This window comes from Saccharothrix tamanrassetensis (assembly GCF_014203665.1).
Lineage (GTDB): Bacteria > Actinomycetota > Actinomycetes > Mycobacteriales > Pseudonocardiaceae > Actinosynnema > Actinosynnema tamanrassetense.
The window spans coordinates 369,399-395,270 of record NZ_JACHJN010000004.1; the positions used below are offsets into that span (position 1 = coordinate 369,399).

The 25,872-nt window shown below is 70.2% G+C and carries 28 protein-coding genes; 10 read left to right on the plus strand and 18 right to left on the minus strand.

Going from position 1 to position 25,872, the window contains the following annotated elements:
- Nucleotides 1-134: 134 nt before the first annotated feature.
- The 8 genes from FHS29_RS36285 to FHS29_RS14830 all read right to left on the minus strand — a co-directional run bounded on the left by FHS29_RS36285 (nucleotide 135) and on the right by FHS29_RS14830 (nucleotide 6,697).
- Nucleotides 135-1,142, minus strand: a complete 1,008-nt coding sequence (locus FHS29_RS36285; RefSeq protein WP_221455985.1) for a site-specific integrase — start codon at nucleotides 1,140-1,142, stop codon at nucleotides 135-137.
- A 3-nt stretch (nucleotides 1,143-1,145) separates the two neighbouring features.
- Nucleotides 1,146-1,547 carry an Imm1 family immunity protein gene (locus tag FHS29_RS14800; RefSeq protein WP_184691203.1) on the minus strand — a complete coding sequence of 134 codons (402 nt, stop codon included), beginning with the start codon at nucleotides 1,545-1,547 and terminating at the stop codon, nucleotides 1,146-1,148.
- A 2-nt stretch (nucleotides 1,548-1,549) separates the two neighbouring features.
- Nucleotides 1,550-2,314, minus strand: a complete 765-nt coding sequence (locus FHS29_RS14805) for a DddA-like double-stranded DNA deaminase toxin (RefSeq protein ID WP_184691204.1) — start codon at nucleotides 2,312-2,314, stop codon at nucleotides 1,550-1,552.
- Between the two features lie 292 nt (nucleotides 2,315-2,606).
- Nucleotides 2,607-2,837 (minus strand): hypothetical protein, encoded by a 231-nt coding sequence (locus FHS29_RS14810; protein WP_184691205.1) that lies wholly within the window; start codon nucleotides 2,835-2,837, stop codon nucleotides 2,607-2,609.
- Between the two features lie 262 nt (nucleotides 2,838-3,099).
- On the minus strand, nucleotides 3,100-4,032 hold the full coding sequence (locus FHS29_RS14815; RefSeq protein WP_184691551.1) for a hypothetical protein: 933 nt from the start codon (nucleotides 4,030-4,032) through the stop codon (nucleotides 3,100-3,102).
- Between the two features lie 266 nt (nucleotides 4,033-4,298).
- A complete protein-coding gene (locus tag FHS29_RS14820; protein WP_184691206.1) occupies nucleotides 4,299-5,189 on the minus strand; it encodes a dioxygenase family protein in 891 nt (296 codons plus the stop codon).
- Between the two features lie 34 nt (nucleotides 5,190-5,223).
- Complete coding sequence (locus tag FHS29_RS14825; protein WP_184691207.1) at nucleotides 5,224-6,225, minus strand: AraC family transcriptional regulator; 1,002 nt, start codon at nucleotides 6,223-6,225, stop codon at nucleotides 5,224-5,226.
- Nucleotides 6,226-6,373: 148 nt separating this feature from the next.
- The gene (locus tag FHS29_RS14830; protein WP_184691208.1) at nucleotides 6,374-6,697 is read right to left on the minus strand and encodes a helix-turn-helix domain-containing protein; all 324 of its coding nucleotides are present in this window, start codon (nucleotides 6,695-6,697) and stop codon (nucleotides 6,374-6,376) included.
- 158 nt (nucleotides 6,698-6,855) lie between these two features.
- On the opposite strand from FHS29_RS14830, the gene FHS29_RS14835 reads away from it, so the two are divergent.
- Nucleotides 6,856-7,095, plus strand: a complete 240-nt coding sequence (locus FHS29_RS14835) for a transcriptional regulator (RefSeq protein WP_184691209.1) — start codon at nucleotides 6,856-6,858, stop codon at nucleotides 7,093-7,095.
- A gap of 165 nt (nucleotides 7,096-7,260) precedes the next feature.
- Nucleotides 7,261-8,124 (plus strand): tetratricopeptide repeat protein, encoded by an 864-nt coding sequence (locus FHS29_RS14840; protein WP_184691210.1) that lies wholly within the window; start codon nucleotides 7,261-7,263, stop codon nucleotides 8,122-8,124.
- 147 nt (nucleotides 8,125-8,271) lie between these two features.
- Here the strand turns inward: FHS29_RS14840 and FHS29_RS37675 are convergent, their stop codons facing one another.
- Entirely contained in the window at nucleotides 8,272-9,450 is a 1,179-nt protein-coding gene (locus tag FHS29_RS37675) for a Fic family protein (RefSeq protein WP_184691211.1), read from the minus strand.
- Nucleotides 9,451-9,849: 399 nt separating this feature from the next.
- Between FHS29_RS37675 and FHS29_RS14850 the strand changes: the two genes are divergently transcribed.
- The 5 genes from FHS29_RS14850 (at nucleotide 9,850) to FHS29_RS14870 (ending at nucleotide 17,476) form a co-directional block, all read left to right on the plus strand.
- The gene (locus tag FHS29_RS14850; protein ID WP_184691212.1) at nucleotides 9,850-12,111 is read left to right on the plus strand and encodes a PQQ-dependent sugar dehydrogenase; all 2,262 of its coding nucleotides are present in this window, start codon (nucleotides 9,850-9,852) and stop codon (nucleotides 12,109-12,111) included.
- 76 nt (nucleotides 12,112-12,187) lie between these two features.
- A complete protein-coding gene (locus FHS29_RS14855) occupies nucleotides 12,188-12,817 on the plus strand; it encodes an MBL fold metallo-hydrolase (protein ID WP_184691213.1) in 630 nt (209 codons plus the stop codon).
- Nucleotides 12,814-15,603 carry a helix-turn-helix transcriptional regulator gene (locus FHS29_RS14860; protein WP_184691214.1) on the plus strand — a complete coding sequence of 930 codons (2,790 nt, stop codon included), beginning with the start codon at nucleotides 12,814-12,816 and terminating at the stop codon, nucleotides 15,601-15,603. Before FHS29_RS14855 ends, FHS29_RS14860 begins: the two co-directional genes overlap by 4 nt.
- A 159-nt stretch (nucleotides 15,604-15,762) precedes the next feature.
- Nucleotides 15,763-16,704 carry a hypothetical protein gene (locus FHS29_RS14865; RefSeq protein ID WP_184691215.1) on the plus strand — a complete coding sequence of 314 codons (942 nt, stop codon included), beginning with the start codon at nucleotides 15,763-15,765 and terminating at the stop codon, nucleotides 16,702-16,704.
- A gap of 394 nt (nucleotides 16,705-17,098) precedes the next feature.
- Nucleotides 17,099-17,476, plus strand: coding sequence for a hypothetical protein (locus FHS29_RS14870; RefSeq protein ID WP_184691216.1), 378 nt, complete (start codon nucleotides 17,099-17,101; stop codon nucleotides 17,474-17,476).
- Between the two features lie 234 nt (nucleotides 17,477-17,710).
- On the opposite strand, the gene FHS29_RS14875 is transcribed toward FHS29_RS14870, so the two are convergent.
- Nucleotides 17,711-18,232 carry a peroxiredoxin-like family protein gene (locus FHS29_RS14875; RefSeq protein ID WP_184691217.1) on the minus strand — a complete coding sequence of 174 codons (522 nt, stop codon included), beginning with the start codon at nucleotides 18,230-18,232 and terminating at the stop codon, nucleotides 17,711-17,713.
- A 102-nt stretch (nucleotides 18,233-18,334) separates the two neighbouring features.
- Here FHS29_RS14875 and FHS29_RS14880 point away from each other — a divergent pair, with 102 nt between their 5' ends.
- Nucleotides 18,335-18,934: a TetR/AcrR family transcriptional regulator gene (locus FHS29_RS14880; RefSeq protein WP_184691218.1), complete on the plus strand. Its 600-nt coding sequence runs from the start codon at nucleotides 18,335-18,337 to the stop codon at nucleotides 18,932-18,934.
- Between the two features lie 179 nt (nucleotides 18,935-19,113).
- On the opposite strand, the gene FHS29_RS14885 is transcribed toward FHS29_RS14880, so the two are convergent.
- From FHS29_RS14885 to FHS29_RS14895, 3 genes are all read right to left on the minus strand, one after another.
- Nucleotides 19,114-19,419 (minus strand): hypothetical protein, encoded by a 306-nt coding sequence (locus FHS29_RS14885; RefSeq protein ID WP_184691219.1) that lies wholly within the window; start codon nucleotides 19,417-19,419, stop codon nucleotides 19,114-19,116.
- Nucleotides 19,403-19,642: a DUF397 domain-containing protein gene (locus FHS29_RS14890; protein ID WP_246440301.1), complete on the minus strand. Its 240-nt coding sequence runs from the start codon at nucleotides 19,640-19,642 to the stop codon at nucleotides 19,403-19,405. The genes FHS29_RS14885 and FHS29_RS14890 overlap by 17 nt, the downstream gene beginning before the upstream one ends.
- Before the next feature lie 134 nt (nucleotides 19,643-19,776).
- Nucleotides 19,777-20,661, minus strand: coding sequence for a Sco1979 family transcriptional regulator (locus FHS29_RS14895; protein WP_184691221.1), 885 nt, complete (start codon nucleotides 20,659-20,661; stop codon nucleotides 19,777-19,779).
- Nucleotides 20,662-20,886: 225 nt separating this feature from the next.
- Between FHS29_RS14895 and FHS29_RS14900 the strand changes: the two genes are divergently transcribed.
- A complete protein-coding gene (locus tag FHS29_RS14900; protein WP_184691222.1) occupies nucleotides 20,887-21,720 on the plus strand; it encodes an SAM-dependent methyltransferase in 834 nt (277 codons plus the stop codon).
- Between the two features lie 116 nt (nucleotides 21,721-21,836).
- Here FHS29_RS14900 and FHS29_RS14905 read toward each other — a convergent pair whose 3' ends face one another.
- Genes FHS29_RS14905 through FHS29_RS14920 form a run of 4 tightly spaced genes read right to left on the minus strand, consistent with a single transcriptional unit; the run spans nucleotide 21,837 to nucleotide 24,572 of the window.
- On the minus strand, nucleotides 21,837-22,631 hold the full coding sequence (locus tag FHS29_RS14905; protein ID WP_184691223.1) for an alpha/beta fold hydrolase: 795 nt from the start codon (nucleotides 22,629-22,631) through the stop codon (nucleotides 21,837-21,839).
- Nucleotides 22,632-22,645: 14 nt separating this feature from the next.
- The gene (locus FHS29_RS14910) at nucleotides 22,646-23,272 is read right to left on the minus strand and encodes a DUF998 domain-containing protein (protein WP_184691224.1); all 627 of its coding nucleotides are present in this window, start codon (nucleotides 23,270-23,272) and stop codon (nucleotides 22,646-22,648) included.
- On the minus strand, nucleotides 23,269-23,985 hold the full coding sequence (locus tag FHS29_RS14915) for an SRPBCC family protein (RefSeq protein ID WP_184691225.1): 717 nt from the start codon (nucleotides 23,983-23,985) through the stop codon (nucleotides 23,269-23,271). Before FHS29_RS14915 ends, FHS29_RS14910 begins: the two co-directional genes overlap by 4 nt.
- Nucleotides 23,985-24,572 (minus strand): ArsR/SmtB family transcription factor, encoded by a 588-nt coding sequence (locus FHS29_RS14920; protein ID WP_184691226.1) that lies wholly within the window; start codon nucleotides 24,570-24,572, stop codon nucleotides 23,985-23,987. Before FHS29_RS14920 ends, FHS29_RS14915 begins: the two co-directional genes overlap by 1 nt.
- A 118-nt stretch (nucleotides 24,573-24,690) precedes the next feature.
- Between FHS29_RS14920 and FHS29_RS14925 the strand changes: the two genes are divergently transcribed.
- Nucleotides 24,691-25,410: a DUF2306 domain-containing protein gene (locus FHS29_RS14925; protein WP_184691227.1), complete on the plus strand. Its 720-nt coding sequence runs from the start codon at nucleotides 24,691-24,693 to the stop codon at nucleotides 25,408-25,410.
- Here the strand turns inward: FHS29_RS14925 and FHS29_RS14930 are convergent.
- Nucleotides 25,380-25,871, minus strand: coding sequence for a methylated-DNA--[protein]-cysteine S-methyltransferase (locus tag FHS29_RS14930; protein WP_184691228.1), 492 nt, complete (start codon nucleotides 25,869-25,871; stop codon nucleotides 25,380-25,382). The two genes, FHS29_RS14925 and FHS29_RS14930, sit on opposite strands and share 31 nt — an antisense overlap.
- Nucleotide 25,872: the final 1 nt, after the last annotated feature.

Here is a 25,872-nt window from a genome sequence, read left to right on the forward strand (position 1 = left end):
AGGACGTCCACTGAGTGGCCAGCACGCTCCGCGACCTCGGTAGCTGGCACGCCCCCGTTCAGCCATAGCGACACTGCGGCGTGCCGAAGGTCGTACGGGCCGGGCAGCCAGCGGAGACGCCACCTGAGCAGGCGTCAGCGCGTACTGACGAGCCTCCTCCCAGACCCGGTAGTAGGTGGACGACGACACCACCCCGCCACCCAGTGACCGGAACAGCCGCCCGTCCGGGCCGACCCCATATCGGCCGAGGTGATCACGCAGGATGCGGACGAGAACCGGTGGGATCGGCACCGGCCGCACCTCCTTCCGCCCCCAGTGCGCTTCAGCCCACGCCGGTCGTGGACCTCTCCGGAGTCCGTCCACCGCTTCCCAGCCGCCGGCCGCGACTCACCGAGCATCAGGAGGCCCCAGCCCTCCTCAGGCAGGGTGCAGTCATCCTCTCGGAGCGCCAGGCCCTCAGCAGGCCGAGCAGCCGCGTAGTAGCCCGTGGCGAAGAACGCCGCCAGGTGCGCGCCCCGCTCCTGGTTCCGCTGCCCGACGTAGGTCACCGCCGTCAGCAGCCGAGCGACCTGCCCCGGGTTGGCCACTACCCGAGGATCAACCTGCTCGACTACCTTCGCTACCTTGCGCTTCACCCTGGTCAGCGGGTTGTCCGGGATCGACTCCCGCTCGACCGCGTAGGCCAGGAGGTTGCACAGCACTGCCCGTTTCCGCTGGTAGACGGTCGCAGCCGCCGCCTTGCCGTCCAGCTTCGCCGCCAGCGCGTCCAACACCTCACGAACCGCCAGCGCGTCAATGAGGTCCACCAGCGGACGCGAGTTGCGGACGAGCCAGTCAGCCGCCTCTTGGGTGGCCGGCGGCAGCTCAGCGTCCCGAGTAGTCGGAGGCAGCAGGTAGCGCGTCAGCACACCGCGTAGCTCCCCCACGTCCGGCCGTCCAACTCCATCCCGGACGAACGCCGCACCAGCCGTAGCCAGCGCCTCCACGGTGCTTCCCCGAGTCGTAGCCACCGCATCCGGCCACTTCATATCCATGTAGGACTGCGAGAACTCAAGGAACGACAACGAGTTTTGCCGCTTCAGCTCCGACACCGGCAACCCGGTTTCCACGTCGAACGGCTCAACCCGCCGAAGCGCCTGCATCAGCTACGGCGCATCCTGCCATCGAACGCACGTGGGGCGCGCTCCGTTTGACTCCATGAATTCCTTCACTGCCTGCCGGACAATGTCGATCGGCACTTCCGAGTTGGAAGGAAACTCGCGCCCGTGACCCATGTAGAAGTACGAACGCGTTTCGCCGCCCATCGGCCCGTCGCCGGCGCTGACGACACCGCGCGGCCATTCCCGTCCGGAATATCGGATCACGCCGTGATCAACCGCAATACCGACGTCTATCCCTTGCGCGTACGGATCGCCGGACAGGTGAACGTCCATCAGGATGGGCGCTGCTGGCGGGGACTCGGCGCGAACGCGGTCAATCAAGGCGTCCACTTCGTCCACTGTGGACACGGTGACGGGGGTGTCGCCGTGCTCGTACAGGTAGTACACGTCTAGGGCACCCACTTCGAGGTCCCGCCTCCCTTGTATTCCTGCCTGAACCCGTCAGGACCGTAGACCGTCATCGTGTAACCCGGTGGGAGAACCACCGGTACCAGCGCGTCACACCCCATCGGACCGCGACACGGGAAGTTGTTCAATACCAACGTGGCAGACGGAATCTCGTTCTTCCGCATGTGTGCCGCAAGCTTGATCTCCACGTCCACCACGGTGACCGGGATACGGCGAGACTTGATCTCCTCGAAGAATCGGAGAGCTTCCTCCGACTTCTCGTCCTTGCCGCTCACTTCCTCATGAACCCTGCCACTCGGGTCGATCCACTGCCCGTGTGTCTTCTGCCCGACGCCGGACACCACCGAGGGTGGCAGTTCCCGCCGTAGTTCCTCGATCCGGTCGGGCGTCACGGGAACCGGGAGGTTCCGAGGTGCCCCGGACGACGACGACCGGTCCCCCTGCGGACTGGTAGCGCCCGCCGTGGAACCGGTCGCGGTCGAGTCGCCTACCAGCGTCGCCCGGTAGGCCCGTATGGCGTCCTCAGCGGCTTTCAGCGCCGCGAACGGGGAGCGTGTGCCCTGCTGCGCCTCACCGAACCACGTCAACGCCTGTAGCGCGTCAGGGTCGGCCGTGCCGGACACGGCCGACCCCAGCAGCGAGGTTGCGTCGTCGATCAGGTCCGCCGCCACGTCCAGCGACTCCCGCGCGGCGTCGATCTTGTCCAACACCGCGTCAAGTAGCGCGGCTACGTCCTTGATCGACACTCCGTCATCGTACGGCGACGGTCAGCCACCGCCCCCGCCACCACGACGGCGACGCACAACGCCCATCCTGGCAGAAACCCGCAGTTCACGACGGCTATGGGTTCGTGTGGATGCTGTACGAGCCGCGCCGGGGGCACTCACCTTTCGCCGGGTGAATCAGGCCCTGGCCAGCTGAAACGCGGCGGGGGCTGATCTTTTCCGTCAGTCGTCGGCAGCCGGGAGCCGGGCCTGTCCGCGGCGCGGCACCACCGGTCGCGTGGGCCGCCTGTGCCTCGGCATCCCTAGTGACGAGCTAGGCGTGGCCCTGTTCGATCCGGAACTGCTCTTCCAGTTCCGGGTAGCCGTACTCCTCGGAAAGCGCTTCCTGCGGCACCAACCCGATGCTCCACGGCACCCGACAGGGGCCGGTGTGGTCCGGGTCGGGGCACAGCAGCAGTTTCACCTGCTCGATCAGCTCACGGGCCTGCTCTTCGGTCGCGTAGACGCCGATCCTGATCTCCTGGACCCCGCGTTCCTCCGACATCGCACCGCCTGTCCGATGAGCGACCCCCGCCCTCGGATCGCCGAGGCGAAACAAGCCTACGCAGCCGCACCGGGAGCCGCGCGGGATTTACGTCGGGCGGTCCACGGGGCTCAGAGCGGCACCGGTGCCCGCGAGCACGCCCGCTGCACCGGTCACGTGCCGTCGTACTCGGTCAGGCTGAACCAGCGGAGGTCTTCGCTCGGGTGGACGACGACCTCGATCGTGCTGTCGTCGGCCAAGCGGAGGGTGAACACCGGCCGGATCACTCGCAGGCGATGCCGTTGCCGTCCCGGTCCAGGTCGTAGATGTCGGTGCCGATGACGCGGATCGGGCCGGCCACGTATGCGGGACCGTTGCCGCTGCCGCCCTGGCAGTCGACGTCGCTCGCGATGGGTACGCAACCGCTGTAGTTCTCGTCGCAACCGGACTGCTGGGCGGGTGCCGGGGGCGGTGGTGGCGGAGCCTGCGTCGTCTGCCTGGTGGGTTGTGGGACCGGGGGTTGGGTGACTGGAGGCGGCGGGGCAGGGGCCGCTGTGGTGGTGGTCGTCGTCGTGGTGGTCGTGGTGGTCGTGGTGGTCGTCGTTGTAGTGGTCGTGGGGGTGGCGGTGGTTGTTGTGGTCGGCGGCGTAGTCGCGGTGCCTACGTTGAGAGCAGACTGGGGTGTTTTGGTGGTGGGCGGGTTTTTGAGTACGCCTGCGACGAAGAAGACGATCAGCACGGCGACGGCGGCGACCGCCCATGCCGGACGGATGCGGGGTTTCGGTCGTGGTGCGGCCGGGGCGGTGAGCAACGTGGTGACGGCGGGCTCCGGGCCGGCGAACGGAATGGTGAGGTTGCCTTCGCGGGGCAGGCGGAGGGTGACCTCGGTGCCTCGGACGCCTGCCTGCAACACGGCTTCGCAACCCGCCCGCTCGCCGCGTGCTCCCAACTGGACGAGCAAGGGCGCGTAGCGCTGGGACATCAGGTGGGTAAGTTCGCCGACCCGGTGACCGTCCAAGCGGACTTCGATGGCCCGTTCGCCCTGGTACTTCCCGTTCGTGATGGTGCACCAAGCGAGTTCGACCGCCACGTGGCGCTGCATGCCCGGCACCAACGGGTAGCGGGACAGCACGTGTTGGTGGTCTTCCTCGCGGGTCACCGTGACGGTTGCTTCCGCGCTCAGCATCACCAGGCCTGCGGACGAGTTCTCGATCACGGTGTGCTCCAAAGGGCTGCGGCGGCCTTTGACCCGTCAATCGGCGCGACCCCGGACGTGCGTTACCGGTCGTGCCCGCCAACAGTCCACTGTGGATCTTCCGGCGTCGCGCTCCCGGCGGCTCAACGCGGAAAGGCCCCCGAACACGAGGTTCGGGGGCCTTCTCCGGGACTTGGCACGGGATCTGCCCGTGTGCGCGGCGCCGGGACTGCTGCCGAAGGCAGGGTGGGCGCGATCGGTAACCGGGCCGCGGGACGCGGGTCAGATCAGCCGACGCGCCACAGCGCGGGCACGTTCGGCGGCTCCCAGCCGGGCTGGGCGGTGTGGGCCTGCTGGCAGACGTAGCTGACGCCGCCGTAGGTCACGGCCGTGCCCGGGCTGTACTGCGCGCCGGCCGCCCACGTGCCGCCGGGAACCCCGGTGGTCGTGGTGGTGGGACCGGTCGGGTCGGTCGGCCGCGTGGTGCTGCTGCTGGTCGAGGTCGGGGTCTGCCGCACGTTGAGCACGAAGTCGTACTCGCCGACGCGGGTCGTCCCGCTGTTCGACATCGTCATCAGCAGACGCGGGTCGTAGATGGTGTCGGTGTTGTTGCGCGGCTCGTTCGGGAAGTAGAGCTGCGTGGTGAGGATCCGGCCACCGGGGGCCTGGACCTTCACGTGGATGTGCCGCGTGCGGCCGGGGTACAGGCCCGGCACGATCGTGCTCAGCGTGAACTTGCCCTGGGCGTCGGTGAACTGGTGCCCGCGGAACTTGAAGCCGGTGTTGTCGTAGACACCGTTGTTGTCCGCCTGCCAGAAGTCCAGCAGCGCGTTCGCGATCGGCTGGCACGCCAGGCCGAACACGTAGCCGGTGACGGTGAGGCGGGTGCCCACGGTCCCCGCGTCGACCAGCGACGAGCGCCGGGGCGAGTTCGGCTTGAAGTACGGGCCTTCGGTCTGCGCCGGCGTCGGGTCGTCGCCGTCGTCGCACTCCGGGGTCAGTTCGAGCGTTCCCCCGGTGCTGGGCACGGTGCGGGCCAGCGCCGGCACACCCATCAGCGCGGCGGGCACCGCCACGCCCGCGACCAGGGCCGCGCGCAGGACCGGCCTGCGGCTGATGTTGCGGGTTTCGGACGACTCCTCGGTGGTGCTGCGGTCGCCGTCCATGGGCGTGTCCATGACTGCTCCTCGTGGGGGTGGCTGTCTCGGGAATTCATAACGAACCTATGGAGACGCCCCGGCGCGGACGATGGACTGGACCGGTTGGTCGTGGTGAATCTCGTGGTCGGTCATAACTGTGAACGCCGTCACCCGATGCTGTTCGCCGCAGATCACCCGACCGGCGGAAGTCCCCTGGGCTGACCCCGGTTTCGCGGCGGAAGAACCGGCAGAAGTACGCCGGATCGGCGAATCCGACCCGTCCGGCAATCTGCCGCACGGTCAGATCCGTCCGGGCCAGCAGCCGCTTGGCCTCGCTCGCCCTCGCCTCCCGCACCAGCTCGGACGGCGTGCGCCCGGTGGCGGCCTTGACCGCCTCGGTCAGGTAGCCGGGGGTGACGCCGATCCGCTCCGCGTAGGCGCGCACCGACCACAGGTCCACGTCGGGCCTGCCGGCCAGCCGGGCGAACTCCTCGGCCACCGCGCCGGTCCGGGCGGGCGGCGGTGCGGCCGGGGTCTCCGGCAGCCTGGCCGCCCGCACGATCAGCACGTGCAGCAGGGAGCGCAGCACGGATTCCACGCCTTCGGCCCGGTTCCGGTACTCCTCGTCCAGTTCGGCGATCAAGCCGGACATGCTCCGGTGGGTGCGCTCGTCCAGGGTGAGCCAGGGCCGTTCGCTCAACCGGCGGAGCAGCTCCCGGTCGGCCGGGTGGTCGATCAGGAAGTCGTCGGTGAACAGGACCACGAACCCCTCCAGGTCGCGGGTGTCGACCCAGTGGTGCACCTGACCCGGCGCGATCACGCACAGGTGCGGCGGGCGCAGTTCCCAGCGGGCGAGGTCGACCACATGGGTGCCGGTGCCGCCCGTGACGTACACGATCTCGTGGAACGTGTGCCGGTGCGGGAAGTCCGCGCGGGACATCGGACCGACCGTCTCGAACGTGCCGATCGCGAACGGCAGCGCGTTGGGGACCGGCACCTCCAGCCGGTGCATCGGCAGTTCTCCCACGCGTGGTGTCTGGCAGGGCGTGCCCGGTAACACGGTAGTGCCACGCATCATCCCTCGTCCTTTCGCCACCGGTCCGGAGGTCCAGACCAATCATTTGGTGAAAACACGATGGCACGGCCGAGCCCCGGTGGGAACAGAACGTGGCCATCAGGTGACGCGGTGTTCGGCCGCCGGACGGCGGCGGGGACTCAGCGGCTCATCCACCCAGGCGTTTCCGGAGTTCGGCGACCAGTTCGTCATCTGTCAACCGCGCCGGGTCCGGCCGCGCCTGGCGCAGCGCGGCCTCGTTCGGGGTGATCAGCCCGGCGGCGACCATCACCTCCAGCGGGCTCGCGTCGAACAGCACGGCGATGGCCCGCGCGGACTCCACGGAGGCCTTGCCGCCGCGCTTCCAGTCGCTGAGGCGGCTGCGGTCGACGCCCGCGCCGCGCGCCAGGTCGCCGGTGGACAGGCCCCTGCTCCTCAGGTTGTCCATGAGGAAGTCCCACCACGTCGAGGAGGTGTTCTCGTCATCGGTCACGCCCACGAATGTTAGTCGCGTACACGCAACGTTCGCAATGCGCCCCCAACAACCCTGCCTCGTTGTTCGGCAACAACCTGTGTTGTGTCCACACAACCAAGCTACTGTTCTGCGTACAAACTGGATGTTGGGTGCACGCAACACGACACGAGGTGGCGATGCCGAAGACGATCAGGCTCCGCACCAAGGCCTTCGCCAAGGCCGCCCTGCTGGCCGGCTACACCTCGGACTACGCGCTGGCCAAAGCCATGGAGGTGAACCGGTCCACGGTGGCCCGCGTGCTGAGCGGCCACCTCCACCCGGGGCCCGCGTTCATCGGCGGCGCGCTCACCGCGCTGGCGCCCATGCAGTTCGAGGACCTCTTCGAGGTCGTCCCGGCGAGCACCGGGAACGGCTGAACTTCACCCGGCAGACCGACATTATGGCGGTGTCCCGAATCCACACGATTGGTTGACACTTGAAAGATCATCGAGACGGACGGGCGGCTTGACCCGATGTGACCAGTGGCCCACGCACGACGGCCGATCGAAGCCGGCACAGCGGACCGGGAAGGACGGCGGCAGGTGAGCGACCAGGCCAGGCAGTTGCTGCGGGACGCGCTGCGCGCGCGCCGCATCCTCGGCCACGACGTCGAGGACCCCGGCCCGTCCGCGCTGGAGGACGCCGACGGCGTGCGCCACTGGTTCGACGAACGACGCGACGACGTGGTCGCGGCGGTGCTGGAGGGCGACGAGACGTCCGTCGCCCTGCTGGCGCACGTGTGGCGGGCGCTGCCACCCGACGCCGACGAGGCCTGGTGCCGGCGGCTCTACGACTGCGCGACACCACTGGCCGCCGCGCTGCCCCGCTCCCGGCCGCTCGCGGCCGCGTTCCGGGCCGGGGCGGAGGTGCTGCGGGAACGGGGCCTGCACCGGCTGGCGGCTGCGCTGGGCATGCGCGAGCTGGCCGTCCACCGGCTGCTCGACGACCCGGAGCCGACCGTGGACGCGCTGACCTCGCTGGCCGCCGCCTACCGCGCGCAGGGCCGGCTGCACCGGGTCATCGGCTGCGCGGACGAGGTGCTGGAGCTGCGCATCGTGCACGAGCAGCCCGAGGGCATCGCCCGCGCGCTGGCCCACCTCGGCGCGCTGATGATCGAAGCTGGCCGGCTGACCACCGCGGTGAACTACCTGACCCGCGCCGACAAGGTGTTCGACGGCCTGCCGCCGACACCCGACCGGGCCCGGACGCAGGTGGTGTTCGCACGCGCGCTCTGGCTGTCCGGCGACGAGGCCGCCGCACGCCGCCGACTGCACCGCGTGCTGCCGGACCTGACCGGCGAGGACGCCCGCCAGGCACGGGAACTGCTCGACCTGCCGACCGGGTCGACACCGGGTTCAGGCGCGCAGCAGCGTCAGGACGAGCTGGATCAGCAGTCCGACGGCTAGCTTCGCCCAGGGGACGAACCTCGGCCGGGTCTGACGGCGGTGCCGGCCGCGGTGGGGCGGGGTGCGGCGGGGCCGGGGCGTGCGGGGTGGGGTGCTCATGCGCGTTCTCCCGGGTGGTCCGGCTGGGAATGGTCCGGCTGGGGGTGGTCAGGGCAGGGCGGTGGTGTCCGGGTGGTCGGCCAGCAGGCGCAGCACGTCCCGGCACACGAACACCCGGCGGTAGTCGCGGAAGTCCCACGGGACGAGGATGCGGCGCTCCACCAGCCGCCGGGTGAGGTCGGTGGCGGCCTTGACGGTCACCGCGTACCGCTCGCACAGCGCCCGGTGGTCGACCACCGGGAAGCCGATCAGCGAGGCGGCGACCTCGGGCAGGTTCCCGGTCCGCGGCAGCAGCCGGGCGTACTCCTCGGCCAGGTTCTCCAGGTGCCCGATCAGCCGCAGCTGGGCGAGCGCCTGGTCCCGGACGGCGGCGGCGAAGAACTCGACCCAGTGGTGGATCCGCCCGGTGTCGACCACCGCGCGGATCTCCTCCTGGTACTCCGGCAGCGTGTCGTCGAGCCAGACCGACAGCGGCAGGATCTGGTCGCGCAACAGGCCGCAGTGCACCATCTCCAGCATGGAGAACCCGCGCGCCACGTGCCCGTTCGCGGCCGGGAACGGTTGCAGCACTTCGAGTTGGTAGTGGGCGAGCGCGATCTTGGCGATCCGGGGCTGTTCGGCCTCCTCCCGCACCCACGTCGACCACTGCTCCAGCTGGGCCACGAGGTGCGCCCCGGTCGCGGTCAGCAGGTAGGCGCGCTCGGGCGTGATGCCGAGCCAGCCCGGTTCGCGGCGCAGCAGGTCGCGCAGGCCGAGCCCCGGCCGGCCGGTCATGATCGCGGTGAGCTCGCCGAGGAGTTCGGCGTCCACCGCCGAGCCGTGCCGGACGCGCTCGATGCCGTGGTCGTACGCCGACAGGTAGGGCGCCAGCAGCTGCTCGGGCGCGGAACGGTCCGACGGCGGGTCGCCCCGGGACGCCAGCAGGTCGGCGGCGAGCGCCTCGCGCAGCCCGACCGGCGTGCCGGAGAGGCCGGCCGAGCTCTGCGCGTCCCGCACCTGCGTGGCCCGGACCAGCCCGGACCGCACGCGCAGCCGTTCGGCGGCCTCGTCGAGCCTGCCGAGGGCGTGCTCGGCCTCGGCGACCAGCCGGTAGGTGGCCACCGGCAGCGGCAGGTCCGACGGCAGCGGCGGCGGGAGGTACGCGCCTTCACGCAGGCGGGTCTCGGGAATGCCGGGGAGTTCGCGGACCGGTGCCCACTGCCCTGACGGCAGGGGAGGGACGTTCATGGGGAGCAGCATCCACCAAGTGAAGTAAATGCGCAATACACTTCAACTCTGCACCAGACAGATCAATGAAGGAATTGGCCCATTCGCTCGCGGGGTCCGGCGGAGCGCATTCCTCGGCCACCCCGGTTATAGCACCGTCGGCCACCCGGGCGTACCGACGGTGAACATTCCGCAGTTCTGCGGAAGTCCTTTCGGAGCTGCTCCGATTCCACCCGGTAGATACTTTTCCGGGCTATTCCACCCAATGGAGCACGGCCCGGCGGAGGCCGCCACTAGGCCAGGAGGATGAGACTGGCCGGTAGCGGGTCTCGAACCGCACTCGACGCTCCGAAGTGACGCCCCCAGTGTGTAACTCTTTCGTGTTCGCTCGAAAGTGCCACGTAGAGAAGGGCCGTCACCATGGGTTTCCACCGCCGCAGACCTCCCCCTCCCCGGCTCAGACCGCTCACCCTCGCCCTGCTGCTCGGCGCGGGCACGCTCGTCGCGCTGCCGCCGACCGCCGTCGCCGCCGTGCCGACCGGGTTCACCGACAGCCTGGCCATCGGCGGCCTGACCTCGCCCACCGCCGCCGCGTTCGCGCCGGACGGCAAGGTGTTCGTCGCCGAGAAGAGCGGCATCGTCAAGGTCTTCGACTCGCTCGCGGACACCACCGCAACCGTTTTCGCCGACCTCCGGCCGCAGACCCAGGACTTCTGGGACCGGGGCCTGCTCGGGCTGGCCGTCGACCCGCAGTTCCCCGCCCGGCCGTACGTCTACGTCTCCTACACCTACGACGCCGTGCCCGGCGGCACGTCGCCACGATGGGGTGACACCTGTCCGACCCCTCCCGGCGCGACCGACCAGGGGTGCGTGGTCACCGGACGGGTGTCCAAGCTGACCATGGGCCCCGGCGGCACGTCGACCGGCGAACAGCCGCTGATCACCGACTGGTGCCAGCAGTACCCGAGCCATTCCATCGGCACCGTCGCGTTCGGCCCGGACGGCGCGCTCTACGTCGGCGGCGGCGACGGTGCCAGTTTCAACTTCGCCGACTACGGACAGGTCGGGAATCCGTGCGCGGACCCGCCCGGACCCGCCGGCGCGAATCTCACCGCCCCGGACGCGCGCGGTGGCGCTGTGCGGTCGCAGTCGGTGCGGCGGCCCGCCGGTGAGCCGGTCTCGCTGGACGGCACGATCGCCCGCGTCGACCCGGACACCGGCGCGGCGCTGCCCGGCGGCCCGTTCGCCGGCCACGCCGACCCGAACGCCCGCCGGATCGTCGCGCACGGCCTGCGCAACCAGTTCCGGTTCGGGTTCCGCCCCGGCACCGACGAGATCTGGGCCGGCGACGTCGGCTGGGGCACGTGGGAGGAGATCAACCGGATCACCGACGCCGACGACGGCACCGCGGAGAACTTCGGCTGGCCCTGCTACGAGGGCGCGGCCCGGCAGTCCGGGTACGACAACGCGAACCTGACGCTCTGCGAATCGCTCTACACCACCGGCCAGACCGCGCCGTTCTACGCCTACAACCACAGCGCCAAGGTCGTGTCGACCGACCCGTGCCCCACGGGCGGCTCGTCGATCTCGGGCATCGCGTTCGAGAGCACCGGCAACTACCCGGCCGCCTACGACGGCGCGCTGTTCTTCGCGGACAGCTCGCGCGGCTGCATCTGGGCCATGCAGACCACCGGCGGGCAACCCGACCCGGCGAAGATCGTACCGTTCGTGACGGGCGTGAACGTGCCCGTGCAGCTGCTCACCGGACCCGGCGGCGACCTGTTCTACATCGCCCTGGGCGCGGGCCAGCTGCGGCGCGTGAGTTACCCGTCCGGCGGCAACCGCGCGCCCACGGCCGTCGCCACGGCCACCCCGAACACCGGCACGGCACCGCTCGCCGTGCAGTTCAGCGGCACGGGTTCGAGCGACCCGGACGGCGACGCGCTGAGCTACGCCTGGGACCTGGACGGCGACGGGGCGCACGACGACTCGACGTCCGCCACGCCGACCCGCTCGTACAGCGCCTCCACCACGGTCGGCCTCAAGGTCACCGACCCGGCGGGGGCGTCCGGGACCACCACGGTCGCCGTCACGGTCACCGGTCAGGACCCGGTACCGGTGATCGACGCCCCGACCGCGGCCCTGCGCTGGCGGGTCGGCCAGACCGTGCCGTTCTCCGGCCACGCCACCGATCCGCAGGACGGCGCGCTGCCCGCGTCCGCCCTGCGCTGGCGGCTGAGCATCCAGCACTGCGCGACCACCGGCTCGTGCCACGAACACGTCGTGCAGGACTCTACCGGCGCGTCCGGCTCGTTCGTCGCGCCGGACCACGAGTACCCGTCGTACCTGGAGCTGACGCTGTCGGCCACCGACTCCAGCGGTCGCACCGGCACCCGGAAGCTGCGGCTGGACCCGTTGACCGTCACGCTGAACTTCACGTCCAGCCCGGCCGGCGCGCAGCTCGCGGTCGGCGGCACGACGCAGCGGACCCCGTTCTCCCGCACGGTGATCGTCGGGTCGAACAACTCGGTCAGCGCACCGAGCCCGCAGAACCTGCCGCCGCTGAACCTCCGCTACCGCTACCGGAGCTGGTCCGACGGCGGCGCGCAGGCGCACAACATCATCGCTCCGCCGACGGCCGCCACCTACACCGCCACCTACTCCTTCTGCCTCGTCTGCTGACCGGGGAAGCCGGGTGCGTCCGATCGGACGCATCCGGCTCGACCGCCGTGACCAGCGCGGACGCTACGATCATCGGGTGCGACCACTGGCACCCGGAGTGCACCAGCTGCTCGGCCGGCCACCCCACATGATCAACGCCTACCTGGTGGAGGACGTGCTGGTCGACGCGGGCACGCCCGCCGCGCGCAAACGGCTCGCCCGGGGGCTCGACGGCCGCCGGCTCAGCGCCCACGTGGTCACCCACGCCCACCCCGACCACTACGGCTCCAGCCACGCCGTGTGCGAGCGCTACGACGTGCCGCTGTGGGCCGGGCAGAAGGACGCCGACGCGATCGAGACGTCCACGCCCGTCCCGGCACCGGGTCGCATCCCGAAGCTCATGTCGCGCATGAAGATGCCCGACGCGCACCCGGTCGCGCGCGGCCTGCGGGAAGGCGACGAGGTCGCCGGGTTCACCGTGCTGGAGGTGCCCGGCCACTCCCCCGGCCACATCGCGCTGTGGCGGGACCACGACGGCGTGCTGATCTGCGGTGACGTGTTCTTCAACCTGCTGTGGCCGAGCGGCCCGCCGGACTTCCTGACCTGGGACCGGGAGCAGAACCGCGCGTCCATGCGCCGGCTGGCCGAACTGCGGCCGAAGCTGGTGCTGTTCGGCCACGGCCGGCCGCTGCGCGACCCCGACCGCCTCCGGCGCCTCGTCGGATGAGCGCCACCCTGGAGCGGGACGGGGAGCTGACCCGGATCGCGCGGGCGCTGGACGCGGCGGCGGCCGGCGAGGGCAGGGTCGTGGTGGTCGAGGGACGCGCGGGCATCGGCAAGACCCGACTCGTCGAGGCCACCCGCGAGCTGGCGAAGGCACGCGGTTTCGGCCGCCTGCAGGCGGTGGGCGACGCGCTGGAGAGCGCGATGGCCTGGGGCGTGGTCCGGCAGATGGTGGAGCGCTCGGTGTCCCGATACCGCGGTGAGGTCCGGGCGGCCATCCTCGCCGGACCGTCCGGGGACGCGTTGCGGGCGCTCGACACGGCCGCCGCCGACCCGGGCGAGGCGGAACTGGCCCGCACCCTGCACTCGCTGTGGTGGGTGGCGGTCGACCTGTCGTCCACCCGGCCGCTGCTGATCACCGTGGACGACGCGCACTGGGCGGACCTGTCGTCGCTGCACTTCCTGGTCTACCTGTCCCGCCGGATCGCCGACCTGCCGATCGCGCTGGTGGTCGCGACCCGCCCGCCGGCCGCGAACACCGGCCCACTGGCCCAGCTCAGCGACGCCCGCCGGGCCGAGCGCCTGCTGCCCCGCCCGCTCAGCCCGGCCGCCCTGGCCGACCTGATCTCGAACCGGGGCGTGCGGCCGGCGGACCGGGTGGTCGGCGCGCTGCACGAGGCGAGCGCGGGGAACCCGTTCCTGGCCGGGGTCCTGGTGGACGAGCTGGACGCGCTCGGCCTGCCGCTGGACGCCCCGCCGACCGCCGACCGGGTGGCCGGGCTCGGTCCCACGACGGTGTTCCGGGCGGTGCTGGGCCGGCTGCCCGAGGGCGCGGTCCGGCTCGCGGGCGCGGCGGCCGTGCTGGGTGTCGGCAGTGATCCGTGGCAGGTGGGCGCGGTGGCCGGGCTCGACCCGTCCGCGCTGCCCGCCGCCGTGGACTCGCTGGTCGGCGCGAACGTCCTGCACAGCGAGGACGACCACCTGGTGTTCGTGCACCCGGTGGTGCGCGAAGCCGTGCTGGCCGATCTCGGGCCGGTGGCGCGCTCCGCCCTGCACGCCAAGGCCGCGACCCACCTGTGGTCGGTGAAAGCGCCCGCCGACCGCGTTGCCGCGCACCTGGCGCACGCGCCCAAGGGCACCCTCGCGGACGCCGCCGAAGTGCTGCGCCAGGCCGCCGTCGTGCTGCTGGCCGCCGGCGACGCCGAGACCGCCGCCGCGCACCTGGCCCGTGCCGTGGACGAAGCCCCCGACGACGCCGGGCTGCGGGCCGAGTTCGGTCGTGCCCTGTTGCGCACCGGCGACGCCGCCGAAGCCCAGCGCCAGCTCCGGGCCGCCGCCACGGGCCTGCCGAACGCCGAACTGGTCGCCGCCGCCGCGTCCGCGACCGCCGTCGTGGACGGCCCGGAGGCCGCGATCGCCGAGCTGTCCCGGGCGATCCGCGCGCTGCCCAGCGGGGACGGCCGGCTGCACCTGGAGGCGCGGCTGGCGGTGACCCGGTCGTTCCTGCGGGACCAGCGGCACGTCGCGTCCGACCACCTCGGCCGGTACGCGTCGCTGCGCGGCAACACGCCCGACGAGCGCACCCTACTCGGGCTGCTCGCGCAGATGGGCCGCTACGAGGTGTGGCCCGCGCGGCAGGTCGCCGACACGGCGTTGCGCGCGCTGTCCAACGGCGCGTACTTCGACGACGCCACCGGCAGCACGGACGCGATGGTCGCGTGGGTCGTGGCACTGCTGGCGCTGGTGTCGGCGGACGGCGTGGACGAGGCGCGCAAGGAGGTCGACCGGGCACGGCTGCGCGTCCGGCAGCACGGTTCGCCGGTCGAGTTCGCGATGGTCGCCAACGCCGCGCTGTTCCTCAACTGGCGGCTGGGCAACGTGAGCCTCGTGGAAGCCGAGTCCGAAGGCGCGCTGGAGGCCGTGCGGGACGAGGAACCGGTGCAGCACGTCGTCGCTTTGCGGGCGACGGCGACGCACTTCACCACGTACGCCGCGTTGGAGCGCAACGACATCGCCGGTGCGGCCCGCGCGTTGGCCCGGTTCGACGCCGAGCACCCCGACGCGCCCAGGATGATGCCGACGCTGTGGCTGCACGAACCGCGTGCGCTGATCGCGTTGGCGAACGGGAAACCGTTGCAGGCCAAGGCGGAGGCTTTCGAACAGCGGGACGAGATGCTGGCCGCCGGCGTCGACCCGCCGACCGTCCCGTGGCGCGATCCGGCCGTGCGGGCGGCGATGCTGCTCGGCGACGAGGCGGAAGCGCTGGTACTGGCCGAGGAGCAGCTCGTCATCGCGCAGAAGTGGGGCGCGGCAACGGAAGTGGGAGCCGCCCTCCGGTTGCTCGCGCACGCCGACGCCACCCGCCGCGTGGAGCTGCTGACCGAATCCGTTGCGGTGCTGGAGACCTCGCCCGCCCGGCTGCACCTGGCGCGGTCACTCGTGGACCTGGGCGAGGCGCTGCGGGTGGCACGTCGGCGCACGGACGCCCGTGCGCCGCTGCACCGCGGCATCGACCTGGCGGCGGAATGCGGCTCGGTCGCACTGCGCACCCGGGCCGTGGAAGCCCTGGAGGCGTTGGGCGACCGGCCGCGCCGGTTGACGGTCGCCGGTGCGGAGGCGCTGACTGCGAGCGAACGGCGGGTCGCGGACCTCGCCGCGCTGGGCCGACCCAACCGGGAGATCGCTCAGGAGCTGTTCGTGACGCCCAAGACGGTGGAGAACCACCTGGGCCGGATCTACACCAAGCTCGGCATCAGCGGACGTCGCGAACTGGCCCGCGTACTCGCCTGAGAGATACGGATCCGGCTTGGGGGGTGCCTGATACACCCATCTTCGGCAGCCCCCGAGGTTGAGGGGAGACCCCTCATGCCCCAGGCGTTTCCGCAGGTCAGTCTTGTCCTACCGAACCACGGCAGCTCTCCACAGGGGCTACTCACAGGAGGTAGGACCATGATCCGCAAGGCAGTCGCCCTCACCGTCGCCACCGCCGCCGGCGCCCTCGCGTTCTCCGGCGTCGCGTCCGCCGACATCATCGGCACGCCCCCGCCGTGCGTCCGCGCCGGCGACGTCTCCGGCGCGGACTTCGACGTGAAGCTGTGCGGCGTGAGCGACGTCGACCAGTTCCGCGCGGGCCTGGAGAACAACGGCAACGCCTATTGCGGCCCCACGTCGCTGTACAACGTGCTGCACTACTGGGGTCACGTGAAAGGCGCGCCGGTCGGCTGGCTGACCACCAAGGTCAAGAACCTCGATCCCAAGGACCCGGCGGACTACAACGTCATCACCAACTCCATCGGGCGCATCGGGGTGGACGCCAAGTACGACGGCAAGACCACCATGGGCAACCTCCAGACCGCGTGGAACATCGCCACCAAGCCCGCCCGCGACGCCGGCTGGAAGACCGAGGTCGCCAACATCAGCTCCAACAGCTCGCCCGACTTCTCCGGCGACCTGGCCAAGAAGCTCAACGAGGGTCCGGTTCAGCTGGTGTACGGCCGGTACTCGGCGGGACCGCAGGCGGGCAGCCTCCAGCGGGGCGGTGGGCACATCGTCACGGTGGTCGCGGCGAAGGGCTCGTTCAACGGCAGCACCGTGCAGCTCAAGCTGTCCGACCCCGGCCGCGCGGACGACCACGGCGACGCCGGCTACCTGTCCACGCAGTCGGCCTACCAGCTGCTGGACGTGACGCTGACCAAGCGGGCCATCAACGAGTACGTGCCGGTGGCGGACAACGAGGACACCGCGGTCGACGAGAGCCTCCAGCGGGGCACCTACCGGACCGTGACGCGCTGGGAGCTGACCGGACCGCAGTACATCGGCACCACGCGCCAGATGGTGGAGACGTTCAACTGGTTCACCATGGACGCCCCCGGCGGCTACCAGGGTCACTGACCCCATCACCCGGAGGCCCCGCCCGTGCGGCGGGGCCTTCGCCTGTTCGCCGCGGCCGGGTGCGCCGCCGCAGGTCCGGCAGGAGCGGGCCGGGCAGCCGGCCGACCGGGCGAACTGACAGGACGGCTAGGTGCGACCCGTTCTTTGGAACAGCTTTTCCGAATGGTTCCGCAGTACTTTAAACTGTTACAGCACTGCGTGACGCATATCACACAATACCTCTGGGTATGACTGGGACCAGGGCATTCGAGATTTACCGGAGCGGATTCCGAAGGTGGCTGTTCACAGTCGAGAAGAAGTCACGGCGATCCGCCGGTAATCGGCTGTTAACGTCGTTCCAGGTGCCGACGACATGGCCCTGACCGGTCGAATCCGACATTCTGGGAGAACCGACATGAAGAAGCTCGCGCGTGTTCTTACCACCACCCTGGCCGCCCTCGCGGCCTCCTTCGCCTTCACCGCGGGCGCCGCCCAGGCAACGCCGGACGACGCGCTGGTGTACCTGTACACGACCACTCTGGCGGACTGCACCTCCACCGGCGACAACGGCATCGCCGGTGGCGCGTTCTCCGACTACGAGTGCGTGTCCGGCATCGCGGGCTACAGCGTGCGGGTGGAGCCGACGTTCAACTCGTTCACCGACTTGTACCTCACCGTGCAAAACCTGGCGACGTGCAACCAGGCCGGTACCAACGGCGTCAACGGCGGCGTGTGGGCCGACTACGAGTGCCGCCTGGGCATCGCCGGTTACAGCCTGCTGGTCAGCAACTGACAATAGGCAGGTGCCCCGGACGCCACGCGTGTCCGGGGCACTGCCGCAGCTATTCGCAGTTCATTCTGTTCCGGCCGGAACAGAATGAACTGCGAACAGATCGGCCCGGCCGCCGGCCCGGTACGGACGTCCGGACACCCACGTCTCGACCGAACGCGGGCTAAACCTCGCAAACGCAGGAACTTCGAACGTATGTTCGATTCATCCACAGCTGTGGACAACCCTGTGGACAACTCACCCCGCAGCGGCCAGCAAGTCGTCCACGGACCACTGGTCGTAGGCATGTGCACCGCGCTTCTCGGCGATCACGCGGCCGTCCGGTGCGATGAGGAAATCCGCAGGCAGACCCAGCCGTCCGCCGGTCGGCCTCGGCAGCGGGCGGCGGCCCCGGAGCACCGGCCCCAGGTCGCGCGCGATCCCCCGCACGATCGATCCCCAGGCCCGTGGATCGAGCAGCGCGCGCGGCGCCGATTCGACGCCGAACTCGACGTACAGACGCTTCTCCGGATCACCCACCACGGGGAACGGCAAGCCAGCCACGTGAGGCCGCAACTCCTGGGCCGACGAGTGGAACACGACGACCTCGGCGATCCCCCGCGCGACGATCTCGTCGTGCCGCAGCACGATCGACCGGAGGTGCAGGTTGCACACCGGGCAGCCGGCGAACCGGCGGAACTGCAAGTGCACCAGCCGGTCCGCGTCGGGCACCCGGACCCGCCCGCCCTGAACCGTCTCCCACTCACGCGCCTCGATCACTCGGACCCCCTTTTGGTGTGCCCTGTAGGTCGGCGTGCCCTGTAGGCGTGCGCTGTACGCCTACGCCAAGGTATGAGCGTATGCCGTACGCTGTCAAGCGCCATGCCACGACCCAAGTCCCTCACCCCCGAAGACCTCGCCGCCGCCGCGCTCGCGGTGATCGACCGCGAAGGTCTGCCCGGCCTGTCCATGCGCGCGGTCGCGCAGGAACTCGGCATGGGCACCATGTCGCTCTACCGGTACGTCTCCGAACGGACCGAGCTGGAAGCGCTGGTACTGGACCTCGTGCTGTCCACAGTGGACATACGCCCACCGGAATCCAGCTGGCAGAACCAGATCGTGGCACTGGTGGAACGGGTCCGGGACGCCGTGGCACGGCACCCGAACGTCATCCCGCTGACCATGGCACACCGCCACCGCTCACCCGCGTTGCTGCGCTGGTCCGAATCCGTGCTGGAAGTGCTGTCTGCCAACGGTTTCACCGGCGCGCGACGGGTGGTCGCGCTGCGCTGCCTGATCGGCTACCTGATCGGCGCGATGCAGCTGGAGCACCTCGGCCCGCTGTCCGGCACCGGGACCGCCGTCATGGCGGGACGGACGGAGTTCCCGCTGCTCGCGGAGACCGCCACCGCCGCGCGGAGCCTGGGCGACGAGTTCCACCACGGCCTGGCGGTGGTGGTGCGGGGCCTGGAAGGGAGTTGACCCAGCGCGGAGGTCGGGTGCGGCCGACCTCCGCGCCAGTGGCGACGAACACGGAGTTCCGCTTTGAGCGTCACGGAACCGACAAGGGCGCGGAGTCGGTTCCCGCTGCGTCTCCAGGTCAGGTTCGTCGTGAGGGGTGTACGCGACCCCTCCCCGTTCACCGCGAACGGGCAGTCTGTTCAGGCGGTCCGGTCGTCGGGCAGTTCGAGCAGCTCGTCCAGCACGCTCGTGGCCGGCCCGCGCCGACGCCAGCAAAACTTGCTGGGGGACAACACGTTCACCTCGTCGGCGGGCATCCGCATGGCCACCACGTCGTCCTCCGTGTGCAGGCGCACGACGTCGATCACGGCGTCGTGCGCGCGCACCCCGACCACAGCGGCCAGCTCGCCGCGCGCGTCGCGCGGGTGGAGGAACTGGAACCCGCGCGCGATCAGCTGCCGAAGCTGGACGGTCGTCTTGGAAGCGTGCTCAGTCGACGAGGTCATCGAATTCCCCGTCCCTGGCACCGGCCACGAAGGCCGCAATCTCCGCTCGCGTGTAGACCAGAGCGGGACCGTCCGGGAACCGGGAATTGCGCATCGCGATCTCGTCGCCGTTCAGGACAGCGAGTTCCACGCAGTTGCCGAGCGCGCCGCTGCGGGAGCTCTTCCGCCACGTCACGTTCGGCAACTCGGCCGCGGACATGCCGTTGTGGGCCCCGATGGCCATCGACATCACCTACCCATCGCGACGGGGATGCATCTGCACGTGCATCTGGCTGTGCACGGACCGTAGCACTGCGTGCAGCACGGGTAAATGCACGTGCAGATGCAGAGTGCCAATCTCCCCCGGACGGAGGAGCGCTACAGGTCCGCTCGGCGCTTTATGAGCATCTGTCGACTTCTGTCCGGCGTCTCCGCGTCCACCGTCAGCCGGTCGAAAACCCGGCTGTAGATCTCCAGCTCTTCGAGTTTGTCCAGGTAGAGGGCACCGGCCAGGTGTTCCAGGTACACGATGTCCGGCAGGTCGGGCTCACCGAACCGCAACATCGTGAACGGGCCTTCCGCTGCGTAGCCGCTCAATTGGTACGGCACGATCTGAAGGGTGATCGGCGCGTTCTTGGTGACCGAGAGCAAGTGCTCGATCTGGTTCAGCAGCACCTGACGTCCGCCGATGGGGCGATGCAGCACCGATTCGTCGATGACGGCCCACAACCTCGGGCTGTCCGCGCGGAACATGATCTTCTGCCGCTGCATCCGCAGCGCGACCCGGCGCTTGACCGCCGGGGTGGCCAGTTCGGGCCTGCCGTGGCTGGAGATCGCCATCGCGTACTCCTCGGTCTGCAGCAGACCGGGCACGAACTGCGTCTCGTAGGTCAGGATCCGGGACGCCGCCTCCTCCAGGCCGACGTAGTCCTGGAACCAGTCGGGCATCAGGTCGGTGTACCGGTGCCACCAGCCGGGCTCGTTCGACCGCCGGACCATCGCCAGGAACTTGTCCCGCGCGTCCGCGTCCGTCATCCCGTACATGGTCAGCAGGTCCGAGACGTCGCGTTCCTTCAGGCCGACCCGGCCCAGCTCCATCCGGCTGATCTTGGACTCCGAGCCGCGGATCGCGTAGCCGGCGTCCGCGCGGCTGATCTCCACCTGCTCGCGCAGCCTGCGCAGCTGCGAGCCGAGCACGATGCGGAGGGCGGTGGGCCCGCTCTCCCGCTCGGCGGCCGAACCCTCGGGGTCACCAGTGGCCATCGCTGATCCTCCCGACCGTTCTCACTCGTGCGAAGCCTGTCCACCCGAACAGCGGTTGTGCCCGAACGGCGCGAACTCGCATCGTCACTGAACGTACACCCAAGATCTTCCTCCGTCCGCCGCACACTGCTCACTCACGCGTTGGGCCCATACGCTTACGCTGAGTGGACTGTGACGTGGTGCACGACCACCGCCCTCCCTTGATCCCCTACTGCGAGGTCACCAATGCCGAGCACGTCCTCGGACGCCGCCGCCCCCGTCTACATCGACACTACGAAGGCCAGTATTGCCAGGGTCTACGACGCTTTCCTCAACGGCAAGGACAACTACGAGATCGACCGGGAAGTGTTGCGCAGCGTCCAGCAGGTCGCACCGGAAGCCGCCACCCTGGCGGTGGACAACCGGTCGTTCCTGATCCGCGCCACCCGGTTCGTCGCCAGCCAGACGGGGATCACCCAGTTCCTGGACTGCGGCTCGGGTCTGCCCACCGCCGAGAACACTCACCAAGTGGCGCAACGCATTCAGCCGGATGCACGAGTCGTCTACGTGGACAATGACCCTGTGGTGCTGGCCCACGGCCGCGCGCTGCTGGAGGAGAACGACCAGACGCACTTCTCCGCCGCCGACATCTTCAACCCCCGCCAGATCCTGAACGACGAGGTCGTGCGGAAGCACATCGACTTCGACCAGCCGCTCGCGCTGTTCCAGCTCGGCACGCTGCACCACTACAACGGCGACTCCCCGACCACGGCCGAGATCATGGCCGAGTACATCGAGGCGCTGCCGGCCGGCTCCTACGTGGCGATCAGCCACTTCTTCGACCCGGAAACCGAGGAGCACTCGGCGATCGCGCGCCGGATGGAGGAGACGTTCCTGCACTCCCCCATGGGCTCCGGCCGGTTCGCCACCTACTCCGAGCTGCTGGCCCTGTTCGACGGCCTGGAGCTGGTGGAGCCGGGGCTGGTGATCTGCGCCGAGTGGTGGCCGGACGGGCCTCGACTGCGGAAGCTCGACGCGGTGTCCCACTGCATCGCGGGCGCTGTCGCGCGCAAGCCGTAGGGTCGCCACGGAGGCTCGGTTCCGCCGTCGAGCGCCGTGCCATGTGCGGATGGCACGGCGCTTTTCGCTGGGGCAGCACAGTCCACAACGGATTCGAGATGCCCTGGCACGGACCCTCAACGATCGAGGAAGTCGACCAGCACAGGCGCCGTCACCTGCGCCTTGACCATGTGCGTCTGCCCGTCCAGCACCTTCAGCTCCGCGTCCGGCAGCGCACGGGCCAGGCTCGCCTGTGCGTTGCGCATGTACTCGGGGCTCTTGCCGCCGGCGATGACCAGGCCCGGCGCCTTCGCCCCGGCCCAGCGGTCGGCGGGTGGCTGCACCCCGCGCTGGAACTCCCCCACCAGCGCGAAGTCGTGCGGCAGGGTGTGCGCGACGGCCTTGAGCTTCTTCCACGGCGGCATGATCCGCATCAGCGCGGTGACGACCTTCGGCGTGCCGACGTAGTCCATGAACAGCTTCACCGCGTCGCCGCGCCGGTCCTCGGCCACCGCCCGGCTCACCTCCGCCGGGAGGTCGGCGCTCATCGGTTCGCGGGTGCCGTCCACCACCATCGGCGACTCGTAGATGGCGAACCGGTTCACGGGGACGCCCCGGTGCACCGCCTCCGCGACCAAAGTGCCGCCGGACGACATGCCGAACAGGTGCGCCCGACCGCCCGCCTCCTCGATGAGCGCGGCGATGTCCTCCACCTCGCGCGCCACGTCGTAGGGCGCGGTGTTGCCGCTCTCGCCGCGTCCCCGGCGGTCGTAGGTGTAGACCGTGAAGTGCGGTGCGAGCGCCTCGGCCAGTTTCCCGGCCGGACCGAACGAGCGGGAGCACAGCGCGCCGTCCACGATGATCAGCGCGGGCCCCGAGCCGATCTTGCTGTAAGCGATCTTCGTGCCGTCGTTCGACGTGACCTGACCCATTCCCACCACTCCACTCAGACTTCGGCGCGCAGCTTCGCCGCGACCGCGGACACCCAGAGCCAGCTGACCACCGCGACGCCGTACAACACCACGGTGCCCCACTCGGAACCCATGAACGCCATGGGCGCGACCGACACCAGACCGGCCACCACGCAGAACCAGGACCACCCACCGCTGAACCGCCGGGCGAACACGAAGCACGAGGCGATCAGCGCCGGGAAGGACGCGAAGAACGCGACGCCGTGCAGGGTCCCGTGCCACGACAGGACTTCCGGCTGCCCCTCGGGCGCGCCGACCGGGAACCCGAACGCCGGGTCCGCCACGAACACCCCCCCGGCGATCATCCCGACCGCGAAGATCCCCAGCAGGACCGGTCCCCAGGTACCGCCCCGCCGGCCCTTGATCGCTTCGCGGACACCGAAGGCCATGGCCAGGAACAGCAGTCCACTGAGGACGAAGTTCGCGATCTGCACCCAGCCGCCCTCGCCCAGCGAGAGGAAGCTCATCGGGTGCTTCTTCAGATCGAACCCTTCCCGGGTGAAGGCCTGCGCGAACCCGGTGACCAGGTACAGCGGCCCGGCCAGGACGCCGCAGCCCAGCAGCAACTTCGTCACATCGGAACGAGTCTCGACGACGGTCATGTCAGGTCACCCATCCAGGAGGCCCACGTGCTCTCGTCGCGCTGGTCGTCCGCGAAGACGTGGTGCATGGCGATCAGGACACCGGTGTTCCCTTGGAAGAACCGGTACATGGCGTCAGGGGTGCGGATCCCGACGGTCTGCGAGTTGGCGTAGTAGACGACGCCGCGCATCCCGTCCACGTCGACCTCGTCACCCGCCGACGGCGACCGGTCGAGCCCGAGCTTGCGGTGCAGCGCGGCCCACAACGCGGGCCAGTCGGCGACCTCCGGGCCGAACACCGTCACCGGCTCGGCGACCCGCCCCGCGAAGTGCCGCAGGTACTCGGCCAACGTCCGCCAGAACATCGTGCCGCCCGCGACCATCGCCTCGAACTCGTCGTGCCAGTCGTCACCGGGCAGGAAGCCGCCGGCCACCATGCGCAGCACGGTGCTGCCCTGGTCCCGTCCCTCGATCAGGAACTCGTAGGCCATGAACCGCCCGTCCGGCGCCTGCTCCCCGCCGTAAGCCAGGCGCTTGCCCGGCTCCCACGCCGTGACCCCGTGCCGGGGCTCGTACCCGCCGAACGCACCCTTGACCGCCGCACCGGGCTCGACCTCGTTGCGCCCCATGAACCACGAGTCGATACCGGGTCCGGTGGCGATCGCGTCCCACACCTGCTCGGGCGTGACGCCGGCCAGCTCGATCTCGTTGACCTCTTCGAACGCGTGGCCCATCAGGACTCCTTCGGAATGCTGGGGTGCACGGCGACGACGACCCGATGCGCCCGCCCACCCGCCGTCGTCTCGTCGTGGTACTTGGCCACCAACCCGGTCACCGCCACCGCCAACTCCTCGGCGAACGCGGCCCGGTCCCGCGCCGTGGCGAACCGCACCTCACCGTCGACGGCGAACGTGGCCACCCGCTTGCCCGCGGTGGCGGCCCCCGTCAGCAGGTTCCCCACATCACGCACCAACCGGGCCGCCACGGCCAACAACCACCGCGCGGACAACCGATCGGGCGACCTCTCCGGATCGGGCTGCACCGCCGCCAACGCCATCGGCGAGATGACGTAGGAAGCAGCCGTGGCCCGCATGACCCGCTCGGTCATGTTCCCCTTGCGCCGCTCCTCGGCCAACTCGACCAGCCCGTACTGCTCCAGCGTCCGCAGGTGGTAGTTCACCTTCTGCCGAGGCAACCCCACCTTCGCCGCCAACATCGTCGCCGAGCTCGGCTCGGCCAACTCGGCCAACAACCGCGCCCGCACCGGGTCCAACGAGACCTCGGCAGTCGCCGCGTCTTCGATCACCGCCACTTCAAGCATGGGGCAACCCTCACACCGACAATACGATTTGTCAAGACAACAAATCTTGTCGGTAGCTCTCGCTCCTCTGTCAGCCTTCCGTGCGCACTTCGTCAGCCCCTCACCCCACAGTCCCCCCATGGTCGAGACACAAGTCCGCGTGAGCTGGTGGCGACGCCCCTGGGTGCTACCGCTGGGATTCCTGGTAGTCGCGTTCGTAGCCTTCTCACTTCCGCGCTACCTGACCCTGGATCGCGCGCAGTCCCTGGTCCCGCAACCGGGCAACCACGCCTGGCACTACCCGGTCCTGGTCGCACACGTCATCTTCGGCTCGATCGCCATCCTGACCTGCGTGCTCCAGATCTGGCCGTGGTTCCGCCAGGAGCACCCGCTCTGGCACCGCCGCACCGGCCGCGTCTACGTGTTCGCCGGGGTCCTGCCCGCCGGCCTCATGGCGTTCGCGATCGGCATCGTCAGCCCCTTCGGGCCGTCCCTCCAGGTGGGCAACGTCCTGCTCAGCCTGCTCTGGCTGGGCACCACGATCGCGGGTTTCCGGATGGCCCGCCAGAAGCGGTTCGTGGACCACCGCCGCTGGATGATCCGGAGCTTCGCCCTCACCCTGTCCATCATCACCAACCGGATCTGGGGGGCCGTCGCGGCCGTCACGCTGTCACCGCAACTGGACACCACGTTCGGCGGCAGCGAACTCGCCCTGGTGCAGACCATCGCCGGCACGTCCGCGTGGCTGGGCTGGGTGCTCCCGCTGCTGGTCGCCGAGTGGTGGCTGGAGCGGGGCGACGCGAAGAAGCGCCGCTCCCGCTCCCGGGCTCACGTCGAGAGGCCCAAGGTCAGCGTCTGAGCCTCGAAGTCCAGCAACTGCCGCTTCCGGTCGATCCCGCCGCCGTACCCGGTCAGGCCGCCCGACGACCCGACCACCCGGTGGCACGGCACGATGATCCCGATCGGATTGCGCCCGTTGGCCATGCCGACCGCCCGCGCGGCGGTCGGCCGGCCCAGCGCCGCCGCCAGCTCGCCGTACGAAACCGTTTCCCCGTAAGGGATCGAGCACAACGCCGTCCACACCGCCCGCTGGAACGGCGTGCCCAGCAGGTCCAGCGGCAGGTCGAACTGGGTGCGCGTGCCCGCGAAGTACTCCTCCAGCTGGACGACCACGTCACCGAACAGCGAAGCGTCGACCGGCCCGAAGCTGTCCTGCGCCGGTCGGTACCGCTGGTCCGTCATGTACAGCCCGGACAGCACGCCGTCCGTGGCCACGAGCGTCAACGGTCCGACCGGACTGTCGACCGTGGTGTGTGCCATG